Genomic DNA, 21462 nt, shown 5'->3' on the forward strand with positions numbered 1-21462 from the left:
ACGAAATATCCCCGCCAACGCGGGAGAAATCGAGGAATGACGATGACTGATAAATGATGGAGGGGTTAATGTGAAGACGATGAAAAAAGGATTCATGTTTAACGTATCTATGGTCTTGATCTTAGCCATGGTGGCTGGATGCTCCACGAAAAATAACAAACCGAACGCATCGCCAACTGGAGAAGCGACTTCCCAACCAACGGTGACGACGACGGTGTCTCCTTCCACGGAGAAGGTTAAGATAACTTATTCGATGTGGGGAAGCGAGGAAGAAGGAAATAAAACCCAGGAAGCGGCGAACAAGTTCAATGCTTCTCAAAACAGAATCGAAGTCAAAGTGCAAGCGATTCCTTGGGAAAACTACATGACCAAACTGAATGCCATGGCAACGGCAGGTCAATTGCCGGATACGGGGATATTAAAGGAGGATGGCGTCATTCAGTGGTCCTCCGACGGCATGCTGAATGATGTAAGCAGCATGTACACGGGAAGTGAAAGTAAACCACTGGACAGTCTAGCCTACAAATATCAAGGCAAAACTGTTGCCTATGCGGCTGCCAATGAAATTCTTCTCCTTTATTACAACAAAGACATGTTCGATAAAGCGAAGGTACCTTATCCTCCATCCGCATTGGATAGAGCATGGACATGGGACGAATTCGTAGCAACGGCCAAGAAGCTGACGGTCGACTCGAATGGCAAACATCCCGACGAGGCCGGCTTCAAACCGCAGAGTATCGTACAGTATGGCGCATCCGTTGAAAATCTGGCCTGGCAGCTGGAAGTATGGGCGCTCAGCAATGGCGGCGGTTTCTATTCCAATGACGGTACAGCGGTGAGAATCGGGGAAGACGCCAGTATCGAAGCGATTCAGAAGGTTGCGGATCTGTACTTGAAAGATCATGTCGCTCCATTGTCCGTCGGGCAGACCGATGATGGCATTCAGCGTACCATAATCGCAGGAAAGGTCGCCATGGCCACGAACGGCGCGTGGAACGTAGGAACCAGCTTGAATGCGGCCAAGGATGCAGGACTGAAATATGGCGTAGCCGTATTACCTTATTTTAAGGAAAAAGTTACCCTCAACACGGGCGGTGCCAATGTCGTCTTCTCCCAAACCAAGCATCCGAAAGAAGCTATGGAATGGCTTAAATGGTACACTGCCGAAGAAAACAATTGGGGACTCATCTCATCGGGCATTTGGATGCCAACGCTGAAGAAGTGGTATACGGATGAAGCGCTTACACATAAATGGGTCGATAATCCGAACTTCCCTCCATATAACGAATACAAATCTGCTGTAGTCGATTATGCACAATCCTCAGCCGCGAGGCCAGCTGCTTGGTTCTATACGAATCATACGACGGACTTTAACACTTTACTGGCATCAACATTGGGGGATGTTTGGACCGGAAAAACTACCGCCAAAGATGCTATTACAAAGAATCTCGAAGCTTTGAAAGCAGCCAATAAAGGCAAAAAATAACGTGTAGGAGGGATGGCCGCCAAGAACCAGCAAGCGGCGGTCATCCTTCAAATATGAGGTGGGGAGCAAGATATGGAAACCATTCATAAACCTCAGCAACGCCGTTCCCGCTTGTATTCAAATGAGGCAGGCATTGCTTATATATGTTTGATTCCGGCAATACTTGGACTGATCTTCCTTACGTATCTGCCTCTTCTTGGCGTGTTGGCAATTAGTATGACGAATTGGACGGGGCTAAAAACGCCTGAATTCGTCGGCTTCAGCAATTATATCACGCTCTTTACCACCGACCCCTATATTAAAGATTCCATTCTAGCAACGCTCTATTTTGCATTTTTATCCGTAGCCGGAAGCATGGTCTATTCACTTTTCATCGCTATGCTGCTAAACCGTAAAATTCCGGCAAGAGGGTTTTTCAGAGCTGTTTTCTATGTGCCTTTTGTTTTGCCTGCTGCCGCTATATATGTAGGCTGGTCCTGGCTTTACGAGGCGAATTTTGGTTTCTTCAACTATCTCCTCTCCGAAATCGGGTTGAACAAAGTTCTCTTTATCGCTGATTCCAATTACGTAGTCCCATCTCTTTCGTTAATTTCAGTTTGGCTGTCGGGGAACTTAATCGTTATTTTTTTGGCTGGGCTTCAGAACGTTCCGAGCGTCTATCATGAAGCGGCTGAAATGGATGGCGCGAACGGATGGAATCGCTTCCGGCATATCACCTTGCCTTGTATGACGCCTATCATCTTTTACAACCTGTTGATGAGCCTGATCGCCAATCTCCAAGTCGTTACGCCAGCCCTTGCTCTGACCAATGGGGGTCCGGGCAACTCTTCGCGATTCATGACTTACCTGATGTACGATCAGGCTTTCGTCAATTACAAGCTAGGCTATGCCTGTGCAACGACCTTTATTATTTTTGCCATACTGGCCGCTTTTACTGCCGTTTTGTTCAAAGCGTCGAAGCGCTGGATCTTTTCCGAAGGAGATGACGACAGATGAGCGAAGCTGCATATGCCAGTTTTAAGAGCAAGAAACGCAGTGAACGAACGATCAATGCACTTACGCTCATATTCGTTATTGGTTTTGCCCTGATCGTGCTCTTCCCGATCTGGTGGATATTTCGTACGTCTTTGATGACAAATCCCGAGATCTACCAATATCCGCCGTCTCTCTTCCCGAAACAATGGTTATTTTCTAATTATGAAAAAACAATGCAGTTATTTGAATTTTGGAAATATTTGTGGAATACGATGATCATTATCGTTCCTTCCTGTTTGGGGGGCACGTTCACAGCCACCTTATGCGGATATGCCTTTGCGAGGCTGCGGTTTAGGGGTAAACAATTGATCTGGATTCTTTGCGTCGGTTCTATGCTCCTACCTGCCATGGTTACGCTCATTCCCCTGTACATTGGATGGACACGGGGCTTGGGGCTCCAAGACAGCTATCTGCCGTTGATTTTGCCCTATTTTTGCGGCGGCGGGGCTTTTAATATCTTTTTGATTCGGCAGTTCATTCTCTCCATACCGAGAGAACTCGACCAAGCGGCAACGATAGACGGCGCCGGGTACTTTCGCATTTTGTTCAGCATAATTATGCCGGCAATCAAGCCCGCTATGATCGTCGTGGCCATGTTTATTTTCATCGGCTTGTGGAATGATTTGCTCCAACAGATGATTTACATTAATTCGAGCGATAAATACACCATAGCCTTGGGGCTTACCAATTTTAAAGGTCAATTAAAGCAGGATTGGTCGATGACGATGGCGGCCACGTGCCTGTCCTTTGCTCCAGGCGTCATTTTCTACCTGATCGGTCAAAAATATTTCGTAGAGGGAATCACATTGACCGGATTGAAAAATTAGTCCGGATTCATGGGCTGCCGGCCAGATCGACGAAATAAATGCAAATGAAAGCGGTGCTGTGCAATGTCAAAGCAAATGAAGGATATACAACTGGAACCGGGGAAGGTACGGATTGAAGACGGCTTCTGGTCATCTTATATCCGGTTGGTGAAAGAGGTTGTGCTGCCCTATCAATGGGAGGCTCTCAACAATATAATCGAGGACGCCGAGCCAAGCCATGCAATTCGGAATTTCCGAATTGCGGCAGGGCAGGAAGAGGGGACGTTCGGCGGTATGGTGTTCCAGGACAGCGACGTCTACAAATGGCTGGAGGCTGTCGGTTATATGCTCAGCGTGCAGCCGGATCCGGCTTTGGAAGCCATTGCAGACGATGTAGTAGAGCTGCTTGCCAAAGCCCAACAACCGGATGGGTACTTGAACACGTACTTTACGCTCAAGGAACCGGAGCACCGCTGGTCGAATCTGGCGGAATGTCACGAGTTGTACTGTGCAGGCCACTTGATCGAAGCGGGTGTCGCTTACTTCCAAGCAACAGGGAAGCGCAAGCTGCTCGATGTATGCTGCCGGTACGCCGATTATGTGGGTACGGTGTTCGGGAGCGAACCGGGCAAGCTGCAGGGCTACGACGGGCATCAGGAGATCGAGCTTGCGCTGATGAAGCTGTACGAGGTGACCGGCAACGAGCAGTATGTGAGGCTGAGCCTCTTTTTCCTCGATGAACGGGGGCGGCGGCCGAGCTTCTTTGCGCAAGAGTTCGAGAAACGCGAGAACAAGGTGCATTTCAAAGAGCTAAACATGGCATTTGACTTGACATACAGTCAGTCGCACCTGCCGGTTCGGGAACAGGACACGGCAGTCGGTCATGCGGTTAGGTTGGTCTACATGTGCACGGCCATGGCGCACGTGGCTGGAGTGACAGGGGATGCAAGCCTATTGGAGGCGTGCCGCAGACTGTGGGCGAACATCGTACACAAGCAGATGTATATCACTGGCGCGATCGGCGCGATGGCGTACGGAGAGTCGTTCACGATCGACTATGACCTGCCGAACGATACGGTGTATGGTGAGACGTGCGCGTCGATCGGACTGATCTTTTTTGCGCGGAGGATGCTGGAGATTGAGCCGAAGGGCGAGTACGCCGACGTTCTTGAGCGGGCGTTGTACAATACGGTACTCGGCGGCATGGCGATGGACGGGAAGCATTTCTTCTATGTGAATCCGTTGGAGGTGTATCCAAAGGCAAATAAGGTCAATCCGATGTATAAGCATGTCAATATCCAGCGTCAGCAGTGGTTCGGCTGCTCCTGCTGCCCGCCGAACATCGCGCGGCTTCTGGCCTCGCTAAATCATTATGTATATACGGCCAAAGGGGATACGCTGTATGTTCATCTGTATATCGGAGGCGAAGCGGAGGTGCGCATTCACGGCAATCAGGTGAAGGTGCGTCAGGACTCGAGGTACACAATAAACGGAAATGTAAGCTTTAACATACATGGTGTCGGTGCTGCGATTCCTTTTTCACTGGCATTTCGAGTTCCTGTGTGGTGTGAAGACGTGGTATATCGGCTGAACGGCACGATATGCGTGCCGGATGATGTCCGGGACGGCTACGCTTTCTTGACGCGGTCATGGCAATCCGGCGATCGGGTCGAGCTGTTGTTCGACATGCAGGTGCAGTTGGTGCATAGCCATCCGCTCGTCCGCCAAAATGCCGGGAAAGTGGCGCTGCAGCGGGGTCCATTCATCTATTGCCTGGAGGAGGCGGATAACGGCAGTCATATCCACTTGGTGGAGATTGACAGGGAGGCAGCGTTTATGGTTGAATACGATCCGTATCTACTTGGCGGCTTATCGACGATCCGTGTGGAAACGCTGCGCACGGAAGTGCCAGCGGAGGGAGTGCATTTATATGTTCCTCATAAAGCTTGGGCGCAAAGCCGCGTTATATCCACGTTCATTCCGTATTATGCGTGGGGTAACCGCGGAGCAGGCGAGATGATGGTGTGGGTGAAGGCTGCCTGTACGTAGGTGAAAGGGGCTGCCTGTTGAGGTCGTTGACTGTTCATCGAACGGTCTGTACTTCTGCTCTTTCTATGCTTGACTCGTAAAATTCTTTCGGAAATGAAGCGGTGATATCCCTTCTTTATTTGAAAAACAATAAGAGAAATAAGAGGCATGCTGGAAGCCGCACTCCTCTGCGATCTTTGTCATGGACCAATCGGTCTGGATGAGCAGCTTTTTGGCCTGCTCGATCCGGTACTGCAGCAAGAAGTCTATCGGTGTCATCCCGAATACCTTAAGCATGCATTTGGCCAAGTAATTTGGGTGATAGTTCAGCTCCACATGGAGCGTAGCGTTCGTGATTTTCCTCATATAGTTCTGGCGAATGAACAGCTCAACCTTCTCAGCCAGGTGAAAAGCCGTCATATCCGTAGTCGCGATAAGCTCCCGGCTAATATGCTGCATAAAGAGCTGGAATGCATTTTGCTTGCGCCAGTTTCGCAAGGAACGGGACTCGTCCTCCAGCTGGAAAAAATATGCCGCAAGCTCAAACGCTTTGGGCGTCAGCTTCATATATTTTGGAATGAAAATGGAGTTGACCTCTGCATGGTTCAGGAATGCTGTTGTTCGATGATTATCGATTAACTCGGCTTGATTATCCAGGCAGGCATTCATATCGGTATACTCTCCCCAGGCCCCATGGGTGTGAAAATGAATCCAAATAATTTCAGTCTCTTCTATGCAAGGGGCTGTACCGTAATGATTGAGATCCGGGCGGAGAATGATGGCCTCTTGCTGCTTCACCGTCCAGTTATGTTTACCTTCTCCAATATAAATCGTACCCTTGGTCACAATGATTAAGTCGAAGGTACCGATTTGATTCCGCGAAATATGGAGATCGCCGGCTTGATAGAAAGCTTTACCGAAATCTAGGAAATATGGGATTGGCGGGGCGATAAAGTGAAGGATTTGTGGAAGCATAGTCACCTCGAAAGGTTCTTTTTTTGAGAGCGGATGATAAGTTCATCTTACCATAATTGAATGATAAATGGGGATTGATTGGGACTTAGGAGTATAACAACTGTCGGCATTTTTTATTTCGGCTTTTTCATTATTGTCCATAAAAAAGAGGTCAGCCGGACAAATCCGCTGACCCCATCCCATACTTACAATCGAACGTCATTAATAGGCCCGTTCGCTTCCAATTTCCGGGCTTCCTCGAGCTCCTTCTCCCAAGTCAGATGACGATATTCCGAAGCAGCTTCATCGTTCTGAAACCAGTTCAGGAAATCCTGCCAAAGGGATACGTTCCATGAGGCATCGATTTGTGCTGTCGTGTAGGTGCCTTCCTTCAAACGAACAAAACCGAAGATGTCCCGAACCTGCGATTTCTCTGCGTTCACGACGGTCAGTTCAGCGAGGTGAGGCGGGATGAAAATAACGCCAGAGGGTGTTCCCAGCACGACATCGCCGGGGAGACATACGGCACGGCCGATCCGCGTAGGCACGTTCATGCCGACCATCGTTACGTCCGCAATTGCAGTTGGATCGCTCCCCCGATAGAACACGTTAATATTTTCAATCTCTACGACCTGCTGATTATCCCGAATGCCTCCCCAGATGATCGCTCCGCCTTGCTTCGTGCGGGCAGAGATAGCGGTAGACAAGTTGCCGCCCACATAGGTGCCTTGATAAATTTTGTCAAACAGATCGACGACAACAACGTCATCCTCCTCCAGCGAGTCGATGACCCACTGATTGAAGAAGCCTCTGCGGTTTTCTTGTTGATGGCCGTAATTCAGTAGTGTTTCATGCAGATCGGGACGTTTCGGTACCATGACGGCTGTCACCGCACGCCCGACCATGACTTGATTCGGATGGATGATCTTGAAATCCCCTTCAAATTGGTACTGATAGCCTCTGTTCCACAGGGGTCCCCAAGCTTCCTCCAGTGTAATTTTGCGCATCCGCCGTAAAATATTAGCAGCTACTTTGGGCCGGCCATTAGGAAACCGTTCCCCTTGCCACAGAGGCGTCAATTGTACAATATCTTCCGCATTGTCAAATTTCATAGTAAGCACCTCGCTTATTTAAAATTGGTTAACTCCACAGTCTGTCATTCGACCAATAATGGTTCCACTTATCGGTGGGTTCCCACTGGCCAGGAATCTCCGGATGCAGATGCTCGGCGATGACTTCATCGTTCAGCTCTTCAATGCCGAGACCCGGCGCATCGGGAACGGCGATGAATCCGTTCTGGACGAGCGGCTTCGGCAGCTTGCTGATAATAATGTCATCCCACCAGTCGACATCGGAGGAATGGAATTCGAGCGCCAGGAAGTTCTCCGTCGCTGCCGCAACGTGAACCGCCGCTAAGCAGGCGATGGGGCTTTCTGCCATATGAATAGCCATGGCTACGCCGTATTCTTGCGCCATATCGCCGATTTTTTTCGTCTCCAGGATGCCGCCGGTTGTGAGCACATCCGGATGAATAACCGATAAGGCACCCGACTCGAGCAGCGGTTTAAAGTTTTCTTTCAAATAAATGTCTTCACCCGTACAGAGCGGAGTAGCAACCGATTGAGACAATCGTTTGTATTGATCCGTGTATGACCATGGAAGCATATCCTCCATCCAGGCGAGATTAAACTTATCGATCCGCTGTCCGAGCTTGATGCAGTTCTCAATGCCGATATGGCCAAAATGATCGATAGCAAGCGGTACTTCGTGTCCAATTACAGAACGCACATCGGCTACATATTGTTCGAGCATATCAAGGCCTTTTTCCGTGACGTGAATGCCAGTGAACGGGTGAGCGATATTATAAATATCGTAATGCCGGTTTCGAAGGTTACAGAGCTCCAGTTCGGAATGGTTTGATTGTTTGCGGTTGTACCACGACTTGGAGAGCGATCGCATTTCCTCCAGGAAGCCGAGAGGGGCGCTTAGGGTGCCGGGTTCATGAATAATTTGATTGATACCCAGATCCATTTTGAGGAAGGTATATCCTTTTTCCATCCTTTTTTTCAAAGCTTCTCCCATTGCAGTGCCCGTGTCTTTGCCGTTCACATCGGTATCGCAGTACATGCGGATCTTCTCGCGGAATTTACCGCCAAGCATTTGATAAATAGGGATGTTATAAGCTTTGCCCGCTAAGTCCCAGAGTGCGATCTCCAGTCCGCTGACACCGCCGCCTTGGCGGGCATGACCGCCAAACTGCTTGATTCGTCGAAACAGTTTGTCGATCATGCATGGGTTTTCACCCAGCAGTCGGCTTTTAAGCATGAGGGCAAATGTTTTGTCTGCACCGTCGCGAACTTCACCAAAGCCGACTAACCCTTGGTTGGTATAGACCTTGATGAGGCTGCAGTGCATGGGCGCGCCGGCAATATCCGCAAAGCGGATATCGGTAATTTTTAATTCCGAGGGGATGGCGTTTGTGTTAACATAGGCTAACGTATTTTCATAGGTTTCTTGATTCGGCATAGGAATGCTCCTTTGACTCATAGAATGTGGTCGTCAATCGGACCTCTAGCTAAAGCAGCATGCTGCCGCCATCCAAACGAATGGAAGCGCCAGTCATGAATTCGCTTTCTTCGGATGCTATGTAGCAAGCCATACTCGCTATATCCGATGGCAAACCGACACGGCCCATAGGGAATTTTTTACGGTTTACGCCGCGTTTGAGCTTTCCCTGTTTTCCTACATCAACAGCTCCCGGTTCAATGGTGTTCACTGTTATTCCGTACTTCGCCAGCTCAATGGCGCTTTCTCTGCCTAACATGTGGATACCGCCTTTGGTCATGCAGTAGATCACATCGAAATCTGTCGGCCTCTTGCCATGGACAGAGGAAATGTTGATGATTCGTCCAAAACCGTTGGCTTTCATATGCGGGACGACGGCCTGGATACATTGCAAGTAACCTTTCAAGTTGATATGCATCAACTGGTCGAACTGATCATCCATATACGCGAAGAAATCAACATTCAACTGCAGTGCCGCATTGTTGACCAGGATATCGATGCCGCCAAAACGATTCCCAACAACATTGACCATGTGTTCGATCTCAGGCTTATACGCAATATTCGCTTGCACAATCATAGATTGTCCGCTGCATGCATCAATCTGCTGTTGCGTTTCTCTAGCGCCGGTATCGCTTGAATTGTAGTGGATGGCGACATTTGCTCCTCGTTTGGCAAGCGCGACAGCGATTCCTTTGCCAATGCCTGTTCCGGCTCCGGTAACCAATGCCGTTTTTCCCGATAAATTCATGGCTGCTCAGACCTCCAAATCGGGTGGCTTTTTCATTTTGTGATCCATGTAATGCATGAGGAACCCTCCATCCAAGCGAATATCGGCTCCGTTCATATGACGTGCGTTGTCCGAGCACAGGAAGGAGACCAGCTGCGCCAAATCATCATAAGTGCCGAGGACGTTACTCGGTACCTTATACATGTAGTCTTCATAGATTGAAGAAACATCGCTTTGAAACAAGGTATCATCACCCGCGACAGGCCCCATTTCAATGAAGTTCACATGGATGCCATGCCGACCCAAGACAAGCGATGCTTCCCGGCTTAGCATTTTTATGGCGCCTTGTGAAACGCTGAAGGAGAAGGACGAGCCTGTCGGCTTCTCTGCATGAATCGAGCCGACGAACAGCATCGTCCCGGACTGCTTGGCGATCATCTGTTTGCCAACCGCTTGCGCACATACAAAAGCTGACTTGGCGTTGGCATTCAGGACCTCAAGGAAACAATCCTCTTCGCACAATTCCACACTAGAGGTTTTCACTGTCCTATTGTTGTGGATCAGGATGTCTACCGGCCCGATCTGTTTTGCCGTGTCTTCCAAAACAGAGACGACGGCCGAACTGCTGAGCAGGTTCGCATTGACGATAACCACTTGCACACCGCGGGTCTGACAACGCTGCAATTCGGATTCGAGATTCGTACCTCCTGAGACGCTGTTGAGAATAAAGTGCGCTCCTTCATCCGCCAGACGATAGAGGAGAGCCTTGCCGGAGCCGCTGTCGGCATCCGTAATGAAGATCACTTTGTTTGTAAGTTTCATAAGTCCTCCAAAAGCCATGGTTAGAGTGCTAGGGGGCAAGCGGCTGATATGGTCAATCTTACAAACGGAACCGTGCACAAGGCGATGCTGTAAAATTATGATTTTGTTTGATTTTTTTAAAACTGCCGTTTGTCGAAGATTAAGTGATTTTGTTTGTTGACGAACACTCTTCATCTCCGGTATGATCTGGATAAATCGATTATCGATAATCGTTATTGGGTACATAGGACAGGGGGAATCCTCACCGAATGGAATTTGCAAACTACTCTCAACATCCAACTTCATTAAGCGAGCATGTGTATTTATCATTAAAAAAGCAAATTATGAAGGGGGAGCTCCCTCCAGGTCACCGGGTGATCGTACTTGAAATTGCCAAAGCATTTGATGTGAGTCAAGCACCGGTCCGAGAGGCACTCGAGCGATTGAAGCATGAAGGTATGATCATCGGCAAGACCAACAAAGGTTCTATGGTAGCACCAATCACGTTAAAAGAAATTCGCGATATTTATGAGCTAAGGCAGCTGATTGAAGGCCATGCGCTTCGGGAGACGATGAAAAACCTGACTCCGAAAGACATCGCTCATTTGGAACAAATTTTACATGGAATGAAAGAATCTGTAGACGAGAACGATCCTTACCGATTGGTCGAATTGGATATGGCCTTTCACGGTTATTTCTACGAACGAAGCGGGAACGCGCTCTTTCTAGACATTTGGAACGGTATCAAAACGAAAATCATGCGGTTTATTTCGATCACGAATCAAGATTATACGGGATACTTCATCCCATCCGCTCACGAAGAACTGCTGGATCTGATCAAATCGGGAGATGTCGAGATTTTAGTTGAAAAGCTGGTTCGTGGCTTGGATTTCCACAAAGCGTACACAGGATAACGATACTGCTCATTTTTCATAACCTACAGTCCTGACTGAGAGGAGAACGAGGAGATGAATTCGTTAATCAGTACATACGAAAAGGATAGAAGAACCGTTGACCCGGAGCATATGGTCATTCGAGACAGGCTTGTGTCCGACCTCATTCGGAATCGGACCGAGCAGTCGGAATCTATCCGGAATCGATTCGTGGAGAAGGGGATGAATCCTTATTTTTCTTACCCAACGCTGGCCTTATTCGATATTGCCGGTGAATTTCAAGATCAATGGACGAAAAGGGAGGCTGCCAAGCAGCTTCGAACGTTCATAGAACATAGGATAACGTGTAATTGTATCGTTTTTATGGACGATGCCTGCCATATCGGCATTTTGTTTTCTTGGGACAATCTGGATAAAGTCCAAAGCATACATAGCTGTATGAAGGGAGCAAGTCTCCATACCGCAACGGCAGGCATCGGAAATCCGTGCAAACACCTCGCAGAACTGCATACCTCTTACCTTCAAGCTACAATTTCCCTGACGCATAAATTTTATCGTGGCATCGGCCAGATGATCTTGTATAACTCTATCGCCCCATTTAAAAACACCATTGAATATCCTGAAGCTCAAGAAGAAGCATTGTTTCATTTAATAAACGATTCTGCAGAAATGCAGCATATCGGCTCTGCGATCGACTCTTTTTATCAATCCTTTCTGATACATGGACTTTCGCAGCCTAATGATATTCGAGATGCAACGATCAGATTGCTGATTGGCTTGGAGCATCGGGTCAAATCTTCTGCAACAGCGCGCACGCTTACGATCATGAAGCCGGACATCATGTCCGTCTTGCACTTGCCATCCATTGATGAAATTAAAGCTTATGTCACTTGCTATATTCAGCTCCTTGTGAACGAAATCCACGCTTTGTCAACGGAAAGTATGAATCGCACGCTCATTCGGAAAGCGCTTACAATCATGGAGGACGAATACGACCGAGCGACACTTCATTATGTGGCGGAAAAAGTGTTCATTACGCCGGCTTACTTAAGCACGCTTTTCAAAACGAATATGGGCATTACATTTATTGAGCATTTGACCGAGATTCGCATGAAGAAGGCGAAGAGGCTTCTCAAGCAAGCGGAGTTAAAAAATTATGAGGTAGCTGAAAAGGTCGGCTATCACGATTCCAGGTACTTCAGTCAAATTTTCAAGAAAAAGGTCGGATTGTCGCCGAGCGACTACAGGGAATCCTTGCAAACAACAGGCACCTAGTTACATAGGCGGTTCTCGTGAATGAAAGAAAACAAACATTATCAATAAATTGTCTACTGTGCATCTAAAATTCCATTTGATATTTTGTTAATACACGACAACCGCTAGCAGTCTTGTAAGCGCTGTCGCAATGAACAATATGAAAGGAGTGGAAGAATGAATGTGGAAGAAATAGCGGTATCGAAACGTTCGTTATCGTTTAGCCGCCTTAGGAGAAGGAGCCTTCTCTCCAACGAGCAAAATTTGGCCGGTTATTTATTTATATCTCCATGGCTGTTGGGATTTTTTCTATTAACCGTTTGGCCTATCTTACGATCCTTTTATCTTTCTTTCACGGAGTACTCGCTGCTTGAGGACCCGGTGTGGGTCGGCTTTGACAACTACAAGGAAATATTTTTCAAGGATCAGCTGTTTCGCAAATCGTTAGGGGTCACCTTTACATTCGTCGTGTTTTCGGTCCCCGTGAAGCTGTTTTGCTCATTGATGGTAGCTATGTTTCTGAACAGAAGTATGCGGGGGATTCAACTCTATCGGACCGCAATTTATTTCCCGTCGCTAATCGGCGGCAGTATTGCCGTATCCGTGCTTTGGAGAAATATGTTTGACATGAAAGGGTATGTGAACCACGTTTTGGGCTGGTTCCATATGGAAGGCGTGGGCTGGCTATCCAATCCAAGCACTTCACTATATACGCTTGTACTGCTGAATGCCTGGCAATTCGGTTCGACGATGGTCATTTTTCTTGCCGGCTTGAAGCAAATTCCACAAGATTTGTATGAATCTGCATCTGTTGACGGCGCAGGGTCTTTCCGAAAATTTTTCCATATTACGCTTCCGATGCTTTCACCTGTCATGTTCTTTAATCTGGTTCTTGGTATTATAGGATCGTTCCAAATGTTCACTTCCGCGTTCATCATCACGAATGGCGGACCTGCTAACTCCACCTATATGTATGCGCTATTTCTGTTCGAAAAAGCTTTTAAAAATTATCAAATGGGTTATGCATCTTCGCTTGCCTGGATTTTGCTTGTGATCATCGCTGCACTGACCGCACTGAATTTCCTGATGTCCAAATATTGGGTGTTCTATGAGTCTGAGGGAGGTCATGCCAAATGAAAATGTCAAGAACCAGGCTTTCCTCTTTCAGTAACCATGTTGTATTAACGGCGATATCACTTCTCATGCTTTATCCGGTGATTTGGTGGCTCGGAGCTTCATTGAAAAAAATTCAGAAATGAGTTTACCGACAATCTGGCCGGAAACGCCGATGTGGGAAAACTTCAGCAAAGGCTGGAACTTTTCTGCTGAATACAGCTTTTCCACTTTTTTTGCCAACACGTTGATCATGGAATTTTGGAACTTAGTCGGTGCGGTGATAACAAGCGCATTGGTGGCTTATGGATTCGGCCGTCTGAAGTTTAAGCTGCAAAACTTTTGGTTTTCCATCCTATTGCTCACGATGATGCTGCCGGGTCAGGTTACGATCGTTCCGCAGTACATCATGTACAACAATTTAGGACTCGTTGACAGTTATATTCCCTTGGTTTTGCCGCATTTTTTTGGCGGAGGCGCGTTCTTTGTCTTTTTGCTTGTTCAATTTATTCGAGGGATTCCCCGAGAGTTGGATGAAGCCGCCAAAATCGACGGAGCTTCGGTATACAGCATTTTTTTGAAAGTCGTATTCCCCTTAATTAAACCTGCATTGATCACAGTCGCGATATTTACATTTATTTGGAGTTGGGACGATTTCTTCGGGCAAGTCCTCTACTTGAGCTCGATCGAGAAATATACAGTCGGTTTAGGGCTGAGAATGTTCATCGATCAATTCGAAGTTCAGTGGGGGCAGCTTCTCGCCATGTCCTTATTATCGACCCTTCCTTCCGTAATCGTCTTCTTCCTCGCTCAGAAATATTTCGTAGAAGGTATTGCTACAACCGGTATTAAAGGTTAGACACCATAAAATGAATCTGAAAGGGGAAAAGGAAAGTATGCTCATAAAGAAAACATGGGGTTTACAGTTCTCAGCGGTTACTCTTGCAGCACTCATGTTCATGTCCGGTTGTAGTTCAGAATCGACTTCAGGTCAAGGTGAAGGGGGGACTTCAGCGACAACGGATGCTCCTAAATCCGCTAAACAAGCAAATCTCAAAATCATGTGGTGGGGGCCAGATGCCAGGCATCAAGCTACGCTAAAAGCGCTGGAACTGTATTCACAGCAACATGCAAACATCAAGTTTACGCCGGAGTATTTGGCCTGGGACGGATATTGGACGAAATTAACGACACTGGCTGCATCCAAGTCCATGACCGATGTTCTTCAAATGGATGCTGCCTATATCCAGGACTATGCGAAGCGGGGATTGCTTGAAGACTTGACGGATGTGGACTTAAAGGGGATTGTGGATCCCAAAATTATTGAAAATTCGAAGATTAACGGAAAACTCTATGGCATCCCTCTTAGTCATAACGGGGCCGGATTTGCTTATAACAAAACGGATTTGGAAGCCGCAGGAATCAAACTCCCATCCAAAGATTGGTCCTGGGATGATTTCTTTGCCTTCGCGAAGGAAGCGCGCTCGAAATTGCCCAAGGATAAGTTCGGAATTGCTGACAGCTCTACGGGCTGGGAGTGGTATCAATTTTATCAAACTTCCTATGGCAAAGGTCCTGTTATGATCGACGGAACGAAATTTAACCTGGATAAAGACTTGTGGTATAAATTCCAGCAAACCTATGAACAGTTCCGCAAAGACGGTGTAGTTCCTCAGGGGCAGATACAGGCTGCATTTAAAGAAAACGATCCGAAAGGCGATCCGATGGCATCCGGAACCGTCATGACGAGAGGCGCGACGGTCGGCTCTGTGAGTGTGCTTGAACAGTTGATGCCGGGTAAAGTTGCCGTTGTGAACAATCCTATAGGTCCGTCAGGAGGCGGCTGGGCACAGTCTACGATCTATTTGAGCATTAGCGCCTCTTCCAAAAATAAAGCGGAAGCGAAGCAGTTCGTCAAATGGTTTATTACCGATAAGGAAGCCGGCAAGGTGCTCGGTACGACCCGGGGCATTCCGATCAATGAAAGCATTTATCAAGAGTTGATGCCGAACTTGAAGAAAACGGACACGATTGGAAAAGATCTTCTGGACGCTGCTCTAGGTAAAGCACTGCCGTTCTATCCGGCTCCTCCGGGATGGGAAGATTTCGTCAAAACGTACACTTCGGAAATGGAAAATGTTATGTTCGGCAAACAAACGCTTGATGAAGCATTCGCGAAAATTACAGCAAAGGGCAAGGAAAGCGAAGCCAAGCTCAGTAAAAAATAAGTGAATCGCAGAGGAGGCGTGGCGGCCATGAAATTAGCTGAATTTTTCACTTCTCATCCAAACCGGCTTTGGCATTTAGCCAAACAGATGGGCGTCGACTATGCGGTTGGTCCTCTTCCACGGGAAGAAAACGGCTGGAAGCCCTGGGATTTTATGAATCTCCTGCATATGAAGCAAAGATTCGAGAATTTCGGCATCGAGCTGGCTGTCATTGAATCGGCGCCCCCGACGAACAAGATTAAACTAGGCTTGCCAGGTCGCGATGAAGAGATCGAAGTGATGAGGCAATTGATTACAAACATGGGTAAATTAGGGATTTCTGTGCTTTGTTATAACTTTATGGCACAGTTCAACTGGTTCCGTACCTCAACGACAACCCGTACAAGAGGCGGCGCGCTTGTATCCAGCTATGATCATTCGCTGATGCAGAATGCTCCACTGACAGAAGCCGGCGAAGTTTCGGAAGAGCAGCTGTGGGAAAATTTGAAGTATTACTTGGAAAAAATAGTTCCGACAGCAGAAAAAGCAAAGGTAAAGCTTGCGCTACACCCGGACGATCCGCCGATTTCTCCGATTCGCGGAGTCTCTCGCATTTTGCGAAGCGCAGATAGCTTGCGTCGGGCGATTGATCTCGTTCCGAGCGAATACAGCGGCATCACGCTTTGCCAAGGAACGCTGGCAACCGCAGGTGAATCGATCCCCGCCGTCATCCGTCATTTCGCGGCTGATGATAAAATCTTTTTCGTTCATTTCCGCGATGTGCAAGGGACACCGGAGAAATTCGAGGAGACTTTTCACGACGACGGCAAAACCAATATGCTGGAAGCCATGCAAACTTATTATGAGGTCGGCTATAACGGCATCGCCAGACCTGACCATGTCCCGACAATGGAAGGGGAGGATAATTCGAATCCAGGCTATGAGCTTTTAGGGCGGTTGTATGGCGTTGGTTATATCAAAGGTCTGATGGAAGCAGCCGCTTCTCAGCAGCAGTCATCCATCAATACGTGATAGGGAAGGGAGATTATCATGCAAAAAGCAGTGTTAGGCCGAACCGGTCTTGAAGTGACCCGCCTTGGATTTGGCGCCATGGAAATACGCGGAACGCGGGTTTGGAACGGACGTCCGCTTATGGATGAAGATGCGGAGCGGATCCTAAACGCCGTCCTCGATGCAGGCATTAATTTTATCGATACATCTTATGACTATGGACTTAGCGAATCCTACATCGGACGCTATATCAACCATCGGAGAAGCGAATACTTCTTGGCGACAAAGTGCGGCTGTACGCTGGTCGACTGCGGAGATCATTTTGAGACACCGCATGTATGGACGAGAGAAAACCTGCTAAGCAATATTGAAACGAGCTTGAAACGAATGAACACGGATTACATCGACTTGCTTCAACTTCATAATCCAACGGTGCAACAGACAGAGGATGGCCAGCTCATCGAGGTTCTCCAAGACATTCAAGCGTCCGGCAAAGTCCGCTGGATCGGCGTCTCCTCTACGATGCCTCATATTACGACCTACATCGAGTCCGGCGCTTTCGACACCTTCCAGCTTCCTTATTCCGCACTGGATAGAGACCATGAACAGATCATTACGGCAGCAGCCCAGGCAGGGGCGGGAACCATTGTTCGCGGTGGAGTCTGCAAGGGAGAAACGAACGGAGGGCGCGAGCTCCCAGATCGATGGGCCGTATGGGAGAACGCCGGCTTGGACGATCTGTTGGATGTCGGGGAGAGCCGCACAGGATTCCTGCTGCGTTATACACTCAGCCATCCGGATATGTCGACCACAATCGTCGGCACCAAGAATCCCTCTCATCTGGCCGACAATCTACGAATGGTTGAGAAAGGCCCGCTTTCAACTGATGTGTACGAGGAAGCTCGAAGACGACTGCACTTGTCCAGTCAAGAGACGGAGAGTCACGCATAAGAAAGGAATGTTTGGATGATTTAAGGCGGTCCGTTAGGACCGTCTTTTTGCGATTGGAGTTAGTAGACACATTATAGTTACAGGCAGTTTAATCGGCTAAATGTTACAATGAGTTAAGGAAAAAGAAGGCATATATATGATAAGTTTTTTTGTTTGAATGATAAATTAAGCATAGGAGATAACTTAATGGAACAGATTGGTGAATATCGAGAACTTTGTGGAGTACCATGCATCATACTTGAACCTTCATCTGAACAGATTGGCCAAATTGTACTGTATCACGGGTGGGGATCAACCATGGATAGTTACAAGTTTTTTGCCACATTAATATCTAACTGGGGGTATAGAGTCATTATACCTGAACTACCTTGCCATGGAGAGCGTGGAAGTCTTAATTATTTGGATGAAGAAACGCTGCAAACGAATTTCTGGCCCATCGTTTTTCAAGGTGTACAAGAAGCGGAGAAAATCGTTTCAGAGCTTATACAAAACAGTGATAGTCCAATAAGTGTGGTTGGCCACTCAACAGGCGGGTTTATTACTGCTGGAACTTATGCTAAACATCAGCAGGTTCAATCCGCAATCGTTATTAATGGTTCCTGTGCTTGGGTTCAATTTGAAGAACTATTTCGTGAAAAAAATGGTTTGAATCCAATAGAGGCTAGTGCCAAAGCTCTTTTACAACAACATGATCCGCTTTCCTATATTCACAGGAATCTTGAAAAACCATTATTGCTTCTTCATTGCCAGGATGACACTTCAGTACCTATCGATAGTCAGTTATATTTTATCAATGCTATATCAGCAGAGGGAAAATCAGTTGATCATCTCCAATTGATTGAATATCCGAGAGTTAATCACCAGATCACACTGGGAATGCTGCAAAAGATAAAGGAGTTTCTTGATAAAAATCTAAAAGCAGAACGATAGTTCAACCACCAAGATGACTGGGAGGGTGGTGAATTTTTATAAATTTATGTCTAGCATTGTAATGCACGAAGGGAGGAAGGTGTTGTTGAAAAATATTGGAAAATTAACATTTGACCTATTGGTACTAGTGAAATATCAAAAGGTAACTCGAAAACAGATTATGGTATTAATTTTGTAGGATATACCCAGATACCAATGTCTGCCCCAAATTCGTCTGTAATAATTGTAATAATCAGTACGACTAGTCCAAAAAACCAAATGATTGGTGCTCTATTGCGGTCAACAAGTTTTACAAAAAGTAACCATGGGATACAGATCATAGGCCAGGGAGCAGATTACCGCAGCAGCGGAAATTCAGGAGGAATTGAATGGTCTGATTATTATGATGTTAGAGCTTAAAAAGGAAACGGAAGATTCATTAGAGGGGTTTGGGATTCAACTAACTGGGAACGATACTTAAATTAACAGGGAGCAGTCGCCGCGGCCGGCAGCTGTTCCCTTTTTCTTTGAAGTAATGGGAGGATAGCATGGGAAGTTTCAGTTATAATAGCTATTAATAAAAGTACCAAAAGTTACCTCGAACACCTTATGTTTTTCCCTTTACTGTTTACACTAAGCCTAAAGGTACGCGACTAGCCCCATTGAAAAACCTCTTATACATCACCTTATTGCCTTGAAGGGGGACATCTATTTTGGATGCACAGTTTCTAGATTTATTGGCCCAGAAATATGATACGGAAGAAAAAGTTATAACAGAAATCATCAACCTTGAAGCGATCTCCAATCTTCCCAAGGGAACTGAACATTTTGTCAGTGATTTGCATGGGGAGTTTCAGGCTTTTCAGCATGTGCTAAGGAACGGATCGGGTACTGTAAAAGAGAAAATCAAAGCCTTATTCTATGAGGTTTGGACGGATCAGGAAATCAATGATTTTACGACGTTAGTTTATTACCCGGAAGAAAAAATACAGATGGTTAAAGGAGACCTGTGCAATAAACAAGCCTTGAACTTATGGTACAGACAAACGATTGAACAAATGCTTAAGCTCATTTCTTATGCCTCTTCCAAATATACGCGCTCGAAATTGCGTACTGCTCTGCCGGAGCAGTTTGTCTATATTGTAGAAGAGCTTCTATACAAGACGGATTCGACTAACAATAAGGACCCTTATTATGAGGAAATATACCGGCAAATTATTTCCTTGGGCCAGGCGGACAAGCTCATTATCGGCCTTGCTTATACGACCCAGCGACTGGTGGTTGACCATCTTCATGTGGTCGGAGATATCTATGACCGGGGGCCGGACCCCGATAAAATTATGGACACGCTGATCAACTACCATTCTGTAGATATTCAGTGGGGGAACCATGATGTCCTGTGGATAGGCGCCTATGCGGGTTCCCTGGTCTGCCTTGCAAATATTATCCGGATCTGCGCCAGATACGACAATCTGAATATCATCGAAGACGTGTATGGAATCAATCTTCGCCCGCTGCTGAACTTGGCGGAGAAATACTATAATGACAATCCAGCCTTTAGACCGAAGCTGCAGACCGACCATAACGGTTCGGAGCAGGAAATTCTGCAGATTACCAAAATTCATCAAGCCATTGCCATGATCCAGTTTAAGCTTGAAATCCCTATTATCAAGAGGCGCCCTTACTTTAATATGTCTGAAAGGCTTTTGCTTGAGCAAATCGATTACGACAAAAGTGAAATCGAGATCGGCGGAAAAACGTATCCGCTGGAAAACACCTGTTTCTCAACTGTAAATCCGCAGCAGCCTGAACAATTGCTGGAGGAAGAACAGCAGGTGATGGAAAAGCTGTTGTTCTCCGTTCAGCATTCCGAAAAGCTGTCCAGACATATGAATTTTTTTATGAAAAAGGGCAGCCTTTATCTAAAATACAACGGGAATTTATTATTCCACGGCTGTATTCCTTTGGATGAAGAAGGTAATATGGAAGAAATGCAGATTGAAAACGAGACGTATTCGGGCCGTAAGCTGCTCGATGCTTTTGAATATTATTTACGTTACGCCTTTGCGCATCCGGAAGAGACGGATGATCTGGCTACGGATATGGTATGGTACATCTGGACAGGGGAATATTCCTCGCTCTTTGGGAAGAGAGAAATGACCACCTTTGAAAGGTACTTTATTCAAGATAAAGAAGCCTATAAGGAGAGAAAGAACCCTTATTATCATTTACGTGAGAACGAAGAGATCTGCCGGAAAATCCTGCTGGAGTTTGATATGAATCCGGATCATGGTCATATCATTAACGGCCACACGCCGGTTAAAGAAATACGTGGAGAGAATCCCGTTAAAGCAAATGGGAAAATGGTTGTCATTGACGGCGGTTTTTCCAAAGCCTATCAATCCACAACGGGCATCGCCGGATATACCTTGTTGTATAATTCTTTTGGCATGCAGCTCGTTGCCCATCAGAAATTTAAGTCAAAAGAAGATGTATTATGTAACGGAACGGACGTATTGTCTGTAAAAAGGCTGGTGGACAAAGAACTGGAGCGGAAGCTGGTGAGGGAAACCAATATCGGGGAGAAGCTGCAGCAGAAAATCTCAAATTTGAAAAATCTCCTGGAATATCGCTACATGAAATGAACTAACGGCGAAATGAAACAACTGTTACAGCCGCGTTACGTTCCCTCGAAAGGGAATTATAGGCCCCATATGGAAAG

At 46.8% G+C, this 21462-nt stretch carries 17 protein-coding genes and 1 pseudogene; 13 read left to right on the plus strand and 5 right to left on the minus strand.

The genetic code is table 11. The features are described from left to right. The first annotated feature begins 79 nt into the window (after nucleotides 1-79). From J2X61_RS05845 to J2X61_RS05860, 4 genes are all read left to right on the plus strand, one after another. Entirely contained in the window at nucleotides 80-1486 is a 1407-nt protein-coding gene (locus J2X61_RS05845) for an ABC transporter substrate-binding protein (RefSeq protein WP_310186763.1), read from the plus strand. A 72-nt stretch (nucleotides 1487-1558) separates the two neighbouring features. Continuing rightward, a complete protein-coding gene (locus J2X61_RS05850; RefSeq protein WP_274469137.1) occupies nucleotides 1559-2482 on the plus strand; it encodes a carbohydrate ABC transporter permease in 924 nt (307 codons plus the stop codon). Then, nucleotides 2479-3348 carry a carbohydrate ABC transporter permease gene (locus tag J2X61_RS05855; protein WP_310186556.1) on the plus strand — a complete coding sequence of 290 codons (870 nt, stop codon included), beginning with the start codon at nucleotides 2479-2481 and terminating at the stop codon, nucleotides 3346-3348. The genes J2X61_RS05850 and J2X61_RS05855 overlap by 4 nt, the downstream gene beginning before the upstream one ends. A gap of 75 nt (nucleotides 3349-3423) precedes the next feature. Beyond that, nucleotides 3424-5376 carry a glycoside hydrolase family 127 protein gene (locus J2X61_RS05860; protein ID WP_310186558.1) on the plus strand — a complete coding sequence of 651 codons (1953 nt, stop codon included), beginning with the start codon at nucleotides 3424-3426 and terminating at the stop codon, nucleotides 5374-5376. 63 nt (nucleotides 5377-5439) lie between these two features. On the opposite strand, the gene J2X61_RS05865 is transcribed toward J2X61_RS05860, so the two are convergent. From J2X61_RS05865 to J2X61_RS05885, 5 genes are all read right to left on the minus strand, one after another. After that, nucleotides 5440-6330 carry a helix-turn-helix transcriptional regulator gene (locus tag J2X61_RS05865; protein ID WP_310186560.1) on the minus strand — a complete coding sequence of 297 codons (891 nt, stop codon included), beginning with the start codon at nucleotides 6328-6330 and terminating at the stop codon, nucleotides 5440-5442. Between the two features lie 185 nt (nucleotides 6331-6515). Then, the gene (locus J2X61_RS05870) at nucleotides 6516-7421 is read right to left on the minus strand and encodes an RraA family protein (RefSeq protein WP_274469142.1); all 906 of its coding nucleotides are present in this window, start codon (nucleotides 7419-7421) and stop codon (nucleotides 6516-6518) included. A 28-nt stretch (nucleotides 7422-7449) separates the two neighbouring features. Then, nucleotides 7450-8835 carry a mandelate racemase/muconate lactonizing enzyme family protein gene (locus J2X61_RS05875; RefSeq protein WP_274469143.1) on the minus strand — a complete coding sequence of 462 codons (1386 nt, stop codon included), beginning with the start codon at nucleotides 8833-8835 and terminating at the stop codon, nucleotides 7450-7452. Nucleotides 8836-8884: 49 nt separating this feature from the next. Continuing rightward, nucleotides 8885-9622, minus strand: coding sequence for an SDR family NAD(P)-dependent oxidoreductase (locus tag J2X61_RS05880; protein ID WP_310186563.1), 738 nt, complete (start codon nucleotides 9620-9622; stop codon nucleotides 8885-8887). 6 nt (nucleotides 9623-9628) lie between these two features. Beyond that, nucleotides 9629-10423 carry an SDR family NAD(P)-dependent oxidoreductase gene (locus tag J2X61_RS05885; protein ID WP_310186565.1) on the minus strand — a complete coding sequence of 265 codons (795 nt, stop codon included), beginning with the start codon at nucleotides 10421-10423 and terminating at the stop codon, nucleotides 9629-9631. Between the two features lie 248 nt (nucleotides 10424-10671). Here J2X61_RS05885 and J2X61_RS05890 point away from each other — a divergent pair, with 248 nt between their 5' ends. The 9 genes and pseudogenes from J2X61_RS05890 to J2X61_RS05930 all read left to right on the plus strand — a co-directional run bounded on the left by J2X61_RS05890 (nucleotide 10672) and on the right by J2X61_RS05930 (nucleotide 21385). Continuing rightward, on the plus strand, nucleotides 10672-11316 hold the full coding sequence (locus tag J2X61_RS05890) for a GntR family transcriptional regulator (RefSeq protein ID WP_274469146.1): 645 nt from the start codon (nucleotides 10672-10674) through the stop codon (nucleotides 11314-11316). A 54-nt stretch (nucleotides 11317-11370) separates the two neighbouring features. After that, complete coding sequence (locus J2X61_RS05895) at nucleotides 11371-12570, plus strand: helix-turn-helix domain-containing protein (protein WP_274469147.1); 1200 nt, start codon at nucleotides 11371-11373, stop codon at nucleotides 12568-12570. Between the two features lie 156 nt (nucleotides 12571-12726). Beyond that, nucleotides 12727-13686 carry a carbohydrate ABC transporter permease gene (locus tag J2X61_RS05900; RefSeq protein WP_310186566.1) on the plus strand — a complete coding sequence of 320 codons (960 nt, stop codon included), beginning with the start codon at nucleotides 12727-12729 and terminating at the stop codon, nucleotides 13684-13686. A 2-nt stretch (nucleotides 13687-13688) separates the two neighbouring features. Further along, nucleotides 13689-14521: pseudogene (locus J2X61_RS05905) on the plus strand (carbohydrate ABC transporter permease). Nucleotides 14522-14558: 37 nt separating this feature from the next. Continuing rightward, on the plus strand, nucleotides 14559-15890 hold the full coding sequence (locus J2X61_RS05910; protein WP_310186567.1) for an ABC transporter substrate-binding protein: 1332 nt from the start codon (nucleotides 14559-14561) through the stop codon (nucleotides 15888-15890). Between the two features lie 27 nt (nucleotides 15891-15917). Further along, nucleotides 15918-16901: a mannonate dehydratase gene (locus J2X61_RS05915; RefSeq protein ID WP_310186569.1), complete on the plus strand. Its 984-nt coding sequence runs from the start codon at nucleotides 15918-15920 to the stop codon at nucleotides 16899-16901. Nucleotides 16902-16919: 18 nt separating this feature from the next. Continuing rightward, a complete protein-coding gene (locus J2X61_RS05920) occupies nucleotides 16920-17831 on the plus strand; it encodes an aldo/keto reductase (protein WP_274469152.1) in 912 nt (303 codons plus the stop codon). Nucleotides 17832-17984: 153 nt separating this feature from the next. Next, nucleotides 17985-18761: an alpha/beta hydrolase family protein gene (locus tag J2X61_RS05925; protein WP_310186572.1), complete on the plus strand. Its 777-nt coding sequence runs from the start codon at nucleotides 17985-17987 to the stop codon at nucleotides 18759-18761. Nucleotides 18762-19453: 692 nt separating this feature from the next. Beyond that, nucleotides 19454-21385 carry a fructose-1,6-bisphosphatase gene (locus J2X61_RS05930; protein WP_310186574.1) on the plus strand — a complete coding sequence of 644 codons (1932 nt, stop codon included), beginning with the start codon at nucleotides 19454-19456 and terminating at the stop codon, nucleotides 21383-21385. Nucleotides 21386-21462 lie beyond the last annotated feature (77 nt).

It is taken from the genome of Bacillus sp. 3255, assembly GCF_031456485.1.
Classification (GTDB): Bacteria; Bacillota; Bacilli; order Paenibacillales; family NBRC-103111; genus Paenibacillus_E.

Excerpts from the sequence above, each read along its gene's own strand:
- J2X61_RS05915 (WP_310186569.1), top strand. The coding sequence starts at position 15,918 with ATGAAATTAGCTGAATTTTTCACTTCTCATCCAAACCGGCTTTGGCAT.
- J2X61_RS05875 (WP_274469143.1), bottom strand. The coding sequence starts at position 8,835 with ATGCCGAATCAAGAAACCTATGAAAATACGTTAGCCTATGTTAACACA.
- J2X61_RS05895 (WP_274469147.1), top strand. The coding sequence starts at position 11,371 with ATGAATTCGTTAATCAGTACATACGAAAAGGATAGAAGAACCGTTGAC.
- J2X61_RS05885 (WP_310186565.1), bottom strand. The coding sequence starts at position 10,423 with ATGAAACTTACAAACAAAGTGATCTTCATTACGGATGCCGACAGCGGC.
- J2X61_RS05860 (WP_310186558.1), top strand. The coding sequence starts at position 3,424 with ATGAAGGATATACAACTGGAACCGGGGAAGGTACGGATTGAAGACGGC.
- J2X61_RS05870 (WP_274469142.1), bottom strand. The coding sequence starts at position 7,421 with ATGAAATTTGACAATGCGGAAGATATTGTACAATTGACGCCTCTGTGG.
- J2X61_RS05865 (WP_310186560.1), bottom strand. The coding sequence starts at position 6,330 with ATGCTTCCACAAATCCTTCACTTTATCGCCCCGCCAATCCCATATTTC.
- J2X61_RS05880 (WP_310186563.1), bottom strand. The coding sequence starts at position 9,622 with ATGAATTTATCGGGAAAAACGGCATTGGTTACCGGAGCCGGAACAGGC.
- J2X61_RS05900 (WP_310186566.1), top strand. The coding sequence starts at position 12,727 with ATGAATGTGGAAGAAATAGCGGTATCGAAACGTTCGTTATCGTTTAGC.
- J2X61_RS05910 (WP_310186567.1), top strand. The coding sequence starts at position 14,559 with ATGCTCATAAAGAAAACATGGGGTTTACAGTTCTCAGCGGTTACTCTT.
- J2X61_RS05845 (WP_310186763.1), top strand. The coding sequence starts at position 80 with ATGAAAAAAGGATTCATGTTTAACGTATCTATGGTCTTGATCTTAGCC.
- J2X61_RS05890 (WP_274469146.1), top strand. The coding sequence starts at position 10,672 with ATGGAATTTGCAAACTACTCTCAACATCCAACTTCATTAAGCGAGCAT.
- J2X61_RS05920 (WP_274469152.1), top strand. The coding sequence starts at position 16,920 with ATGCAAAAAGCAGTGTTAGGCCGAACCGGTCTTGAAGTGACCCGCCTT.
- J2X61_RS05850 (WP_274469137.1), top strand. The coding sequence starts at position 1,559 with ATGGAAACCATTCATAAACCTCAGCAACGCCGTTCCCGCTTGTATTCA.
- J2X61_RS05855 (WP_310186556.1), top strand. The coding sequence starts at position 2,479 with ATGAGCGAAGCTGCATATGCCAGTTTTAAGAGCAAGAAACGCAGTGAA.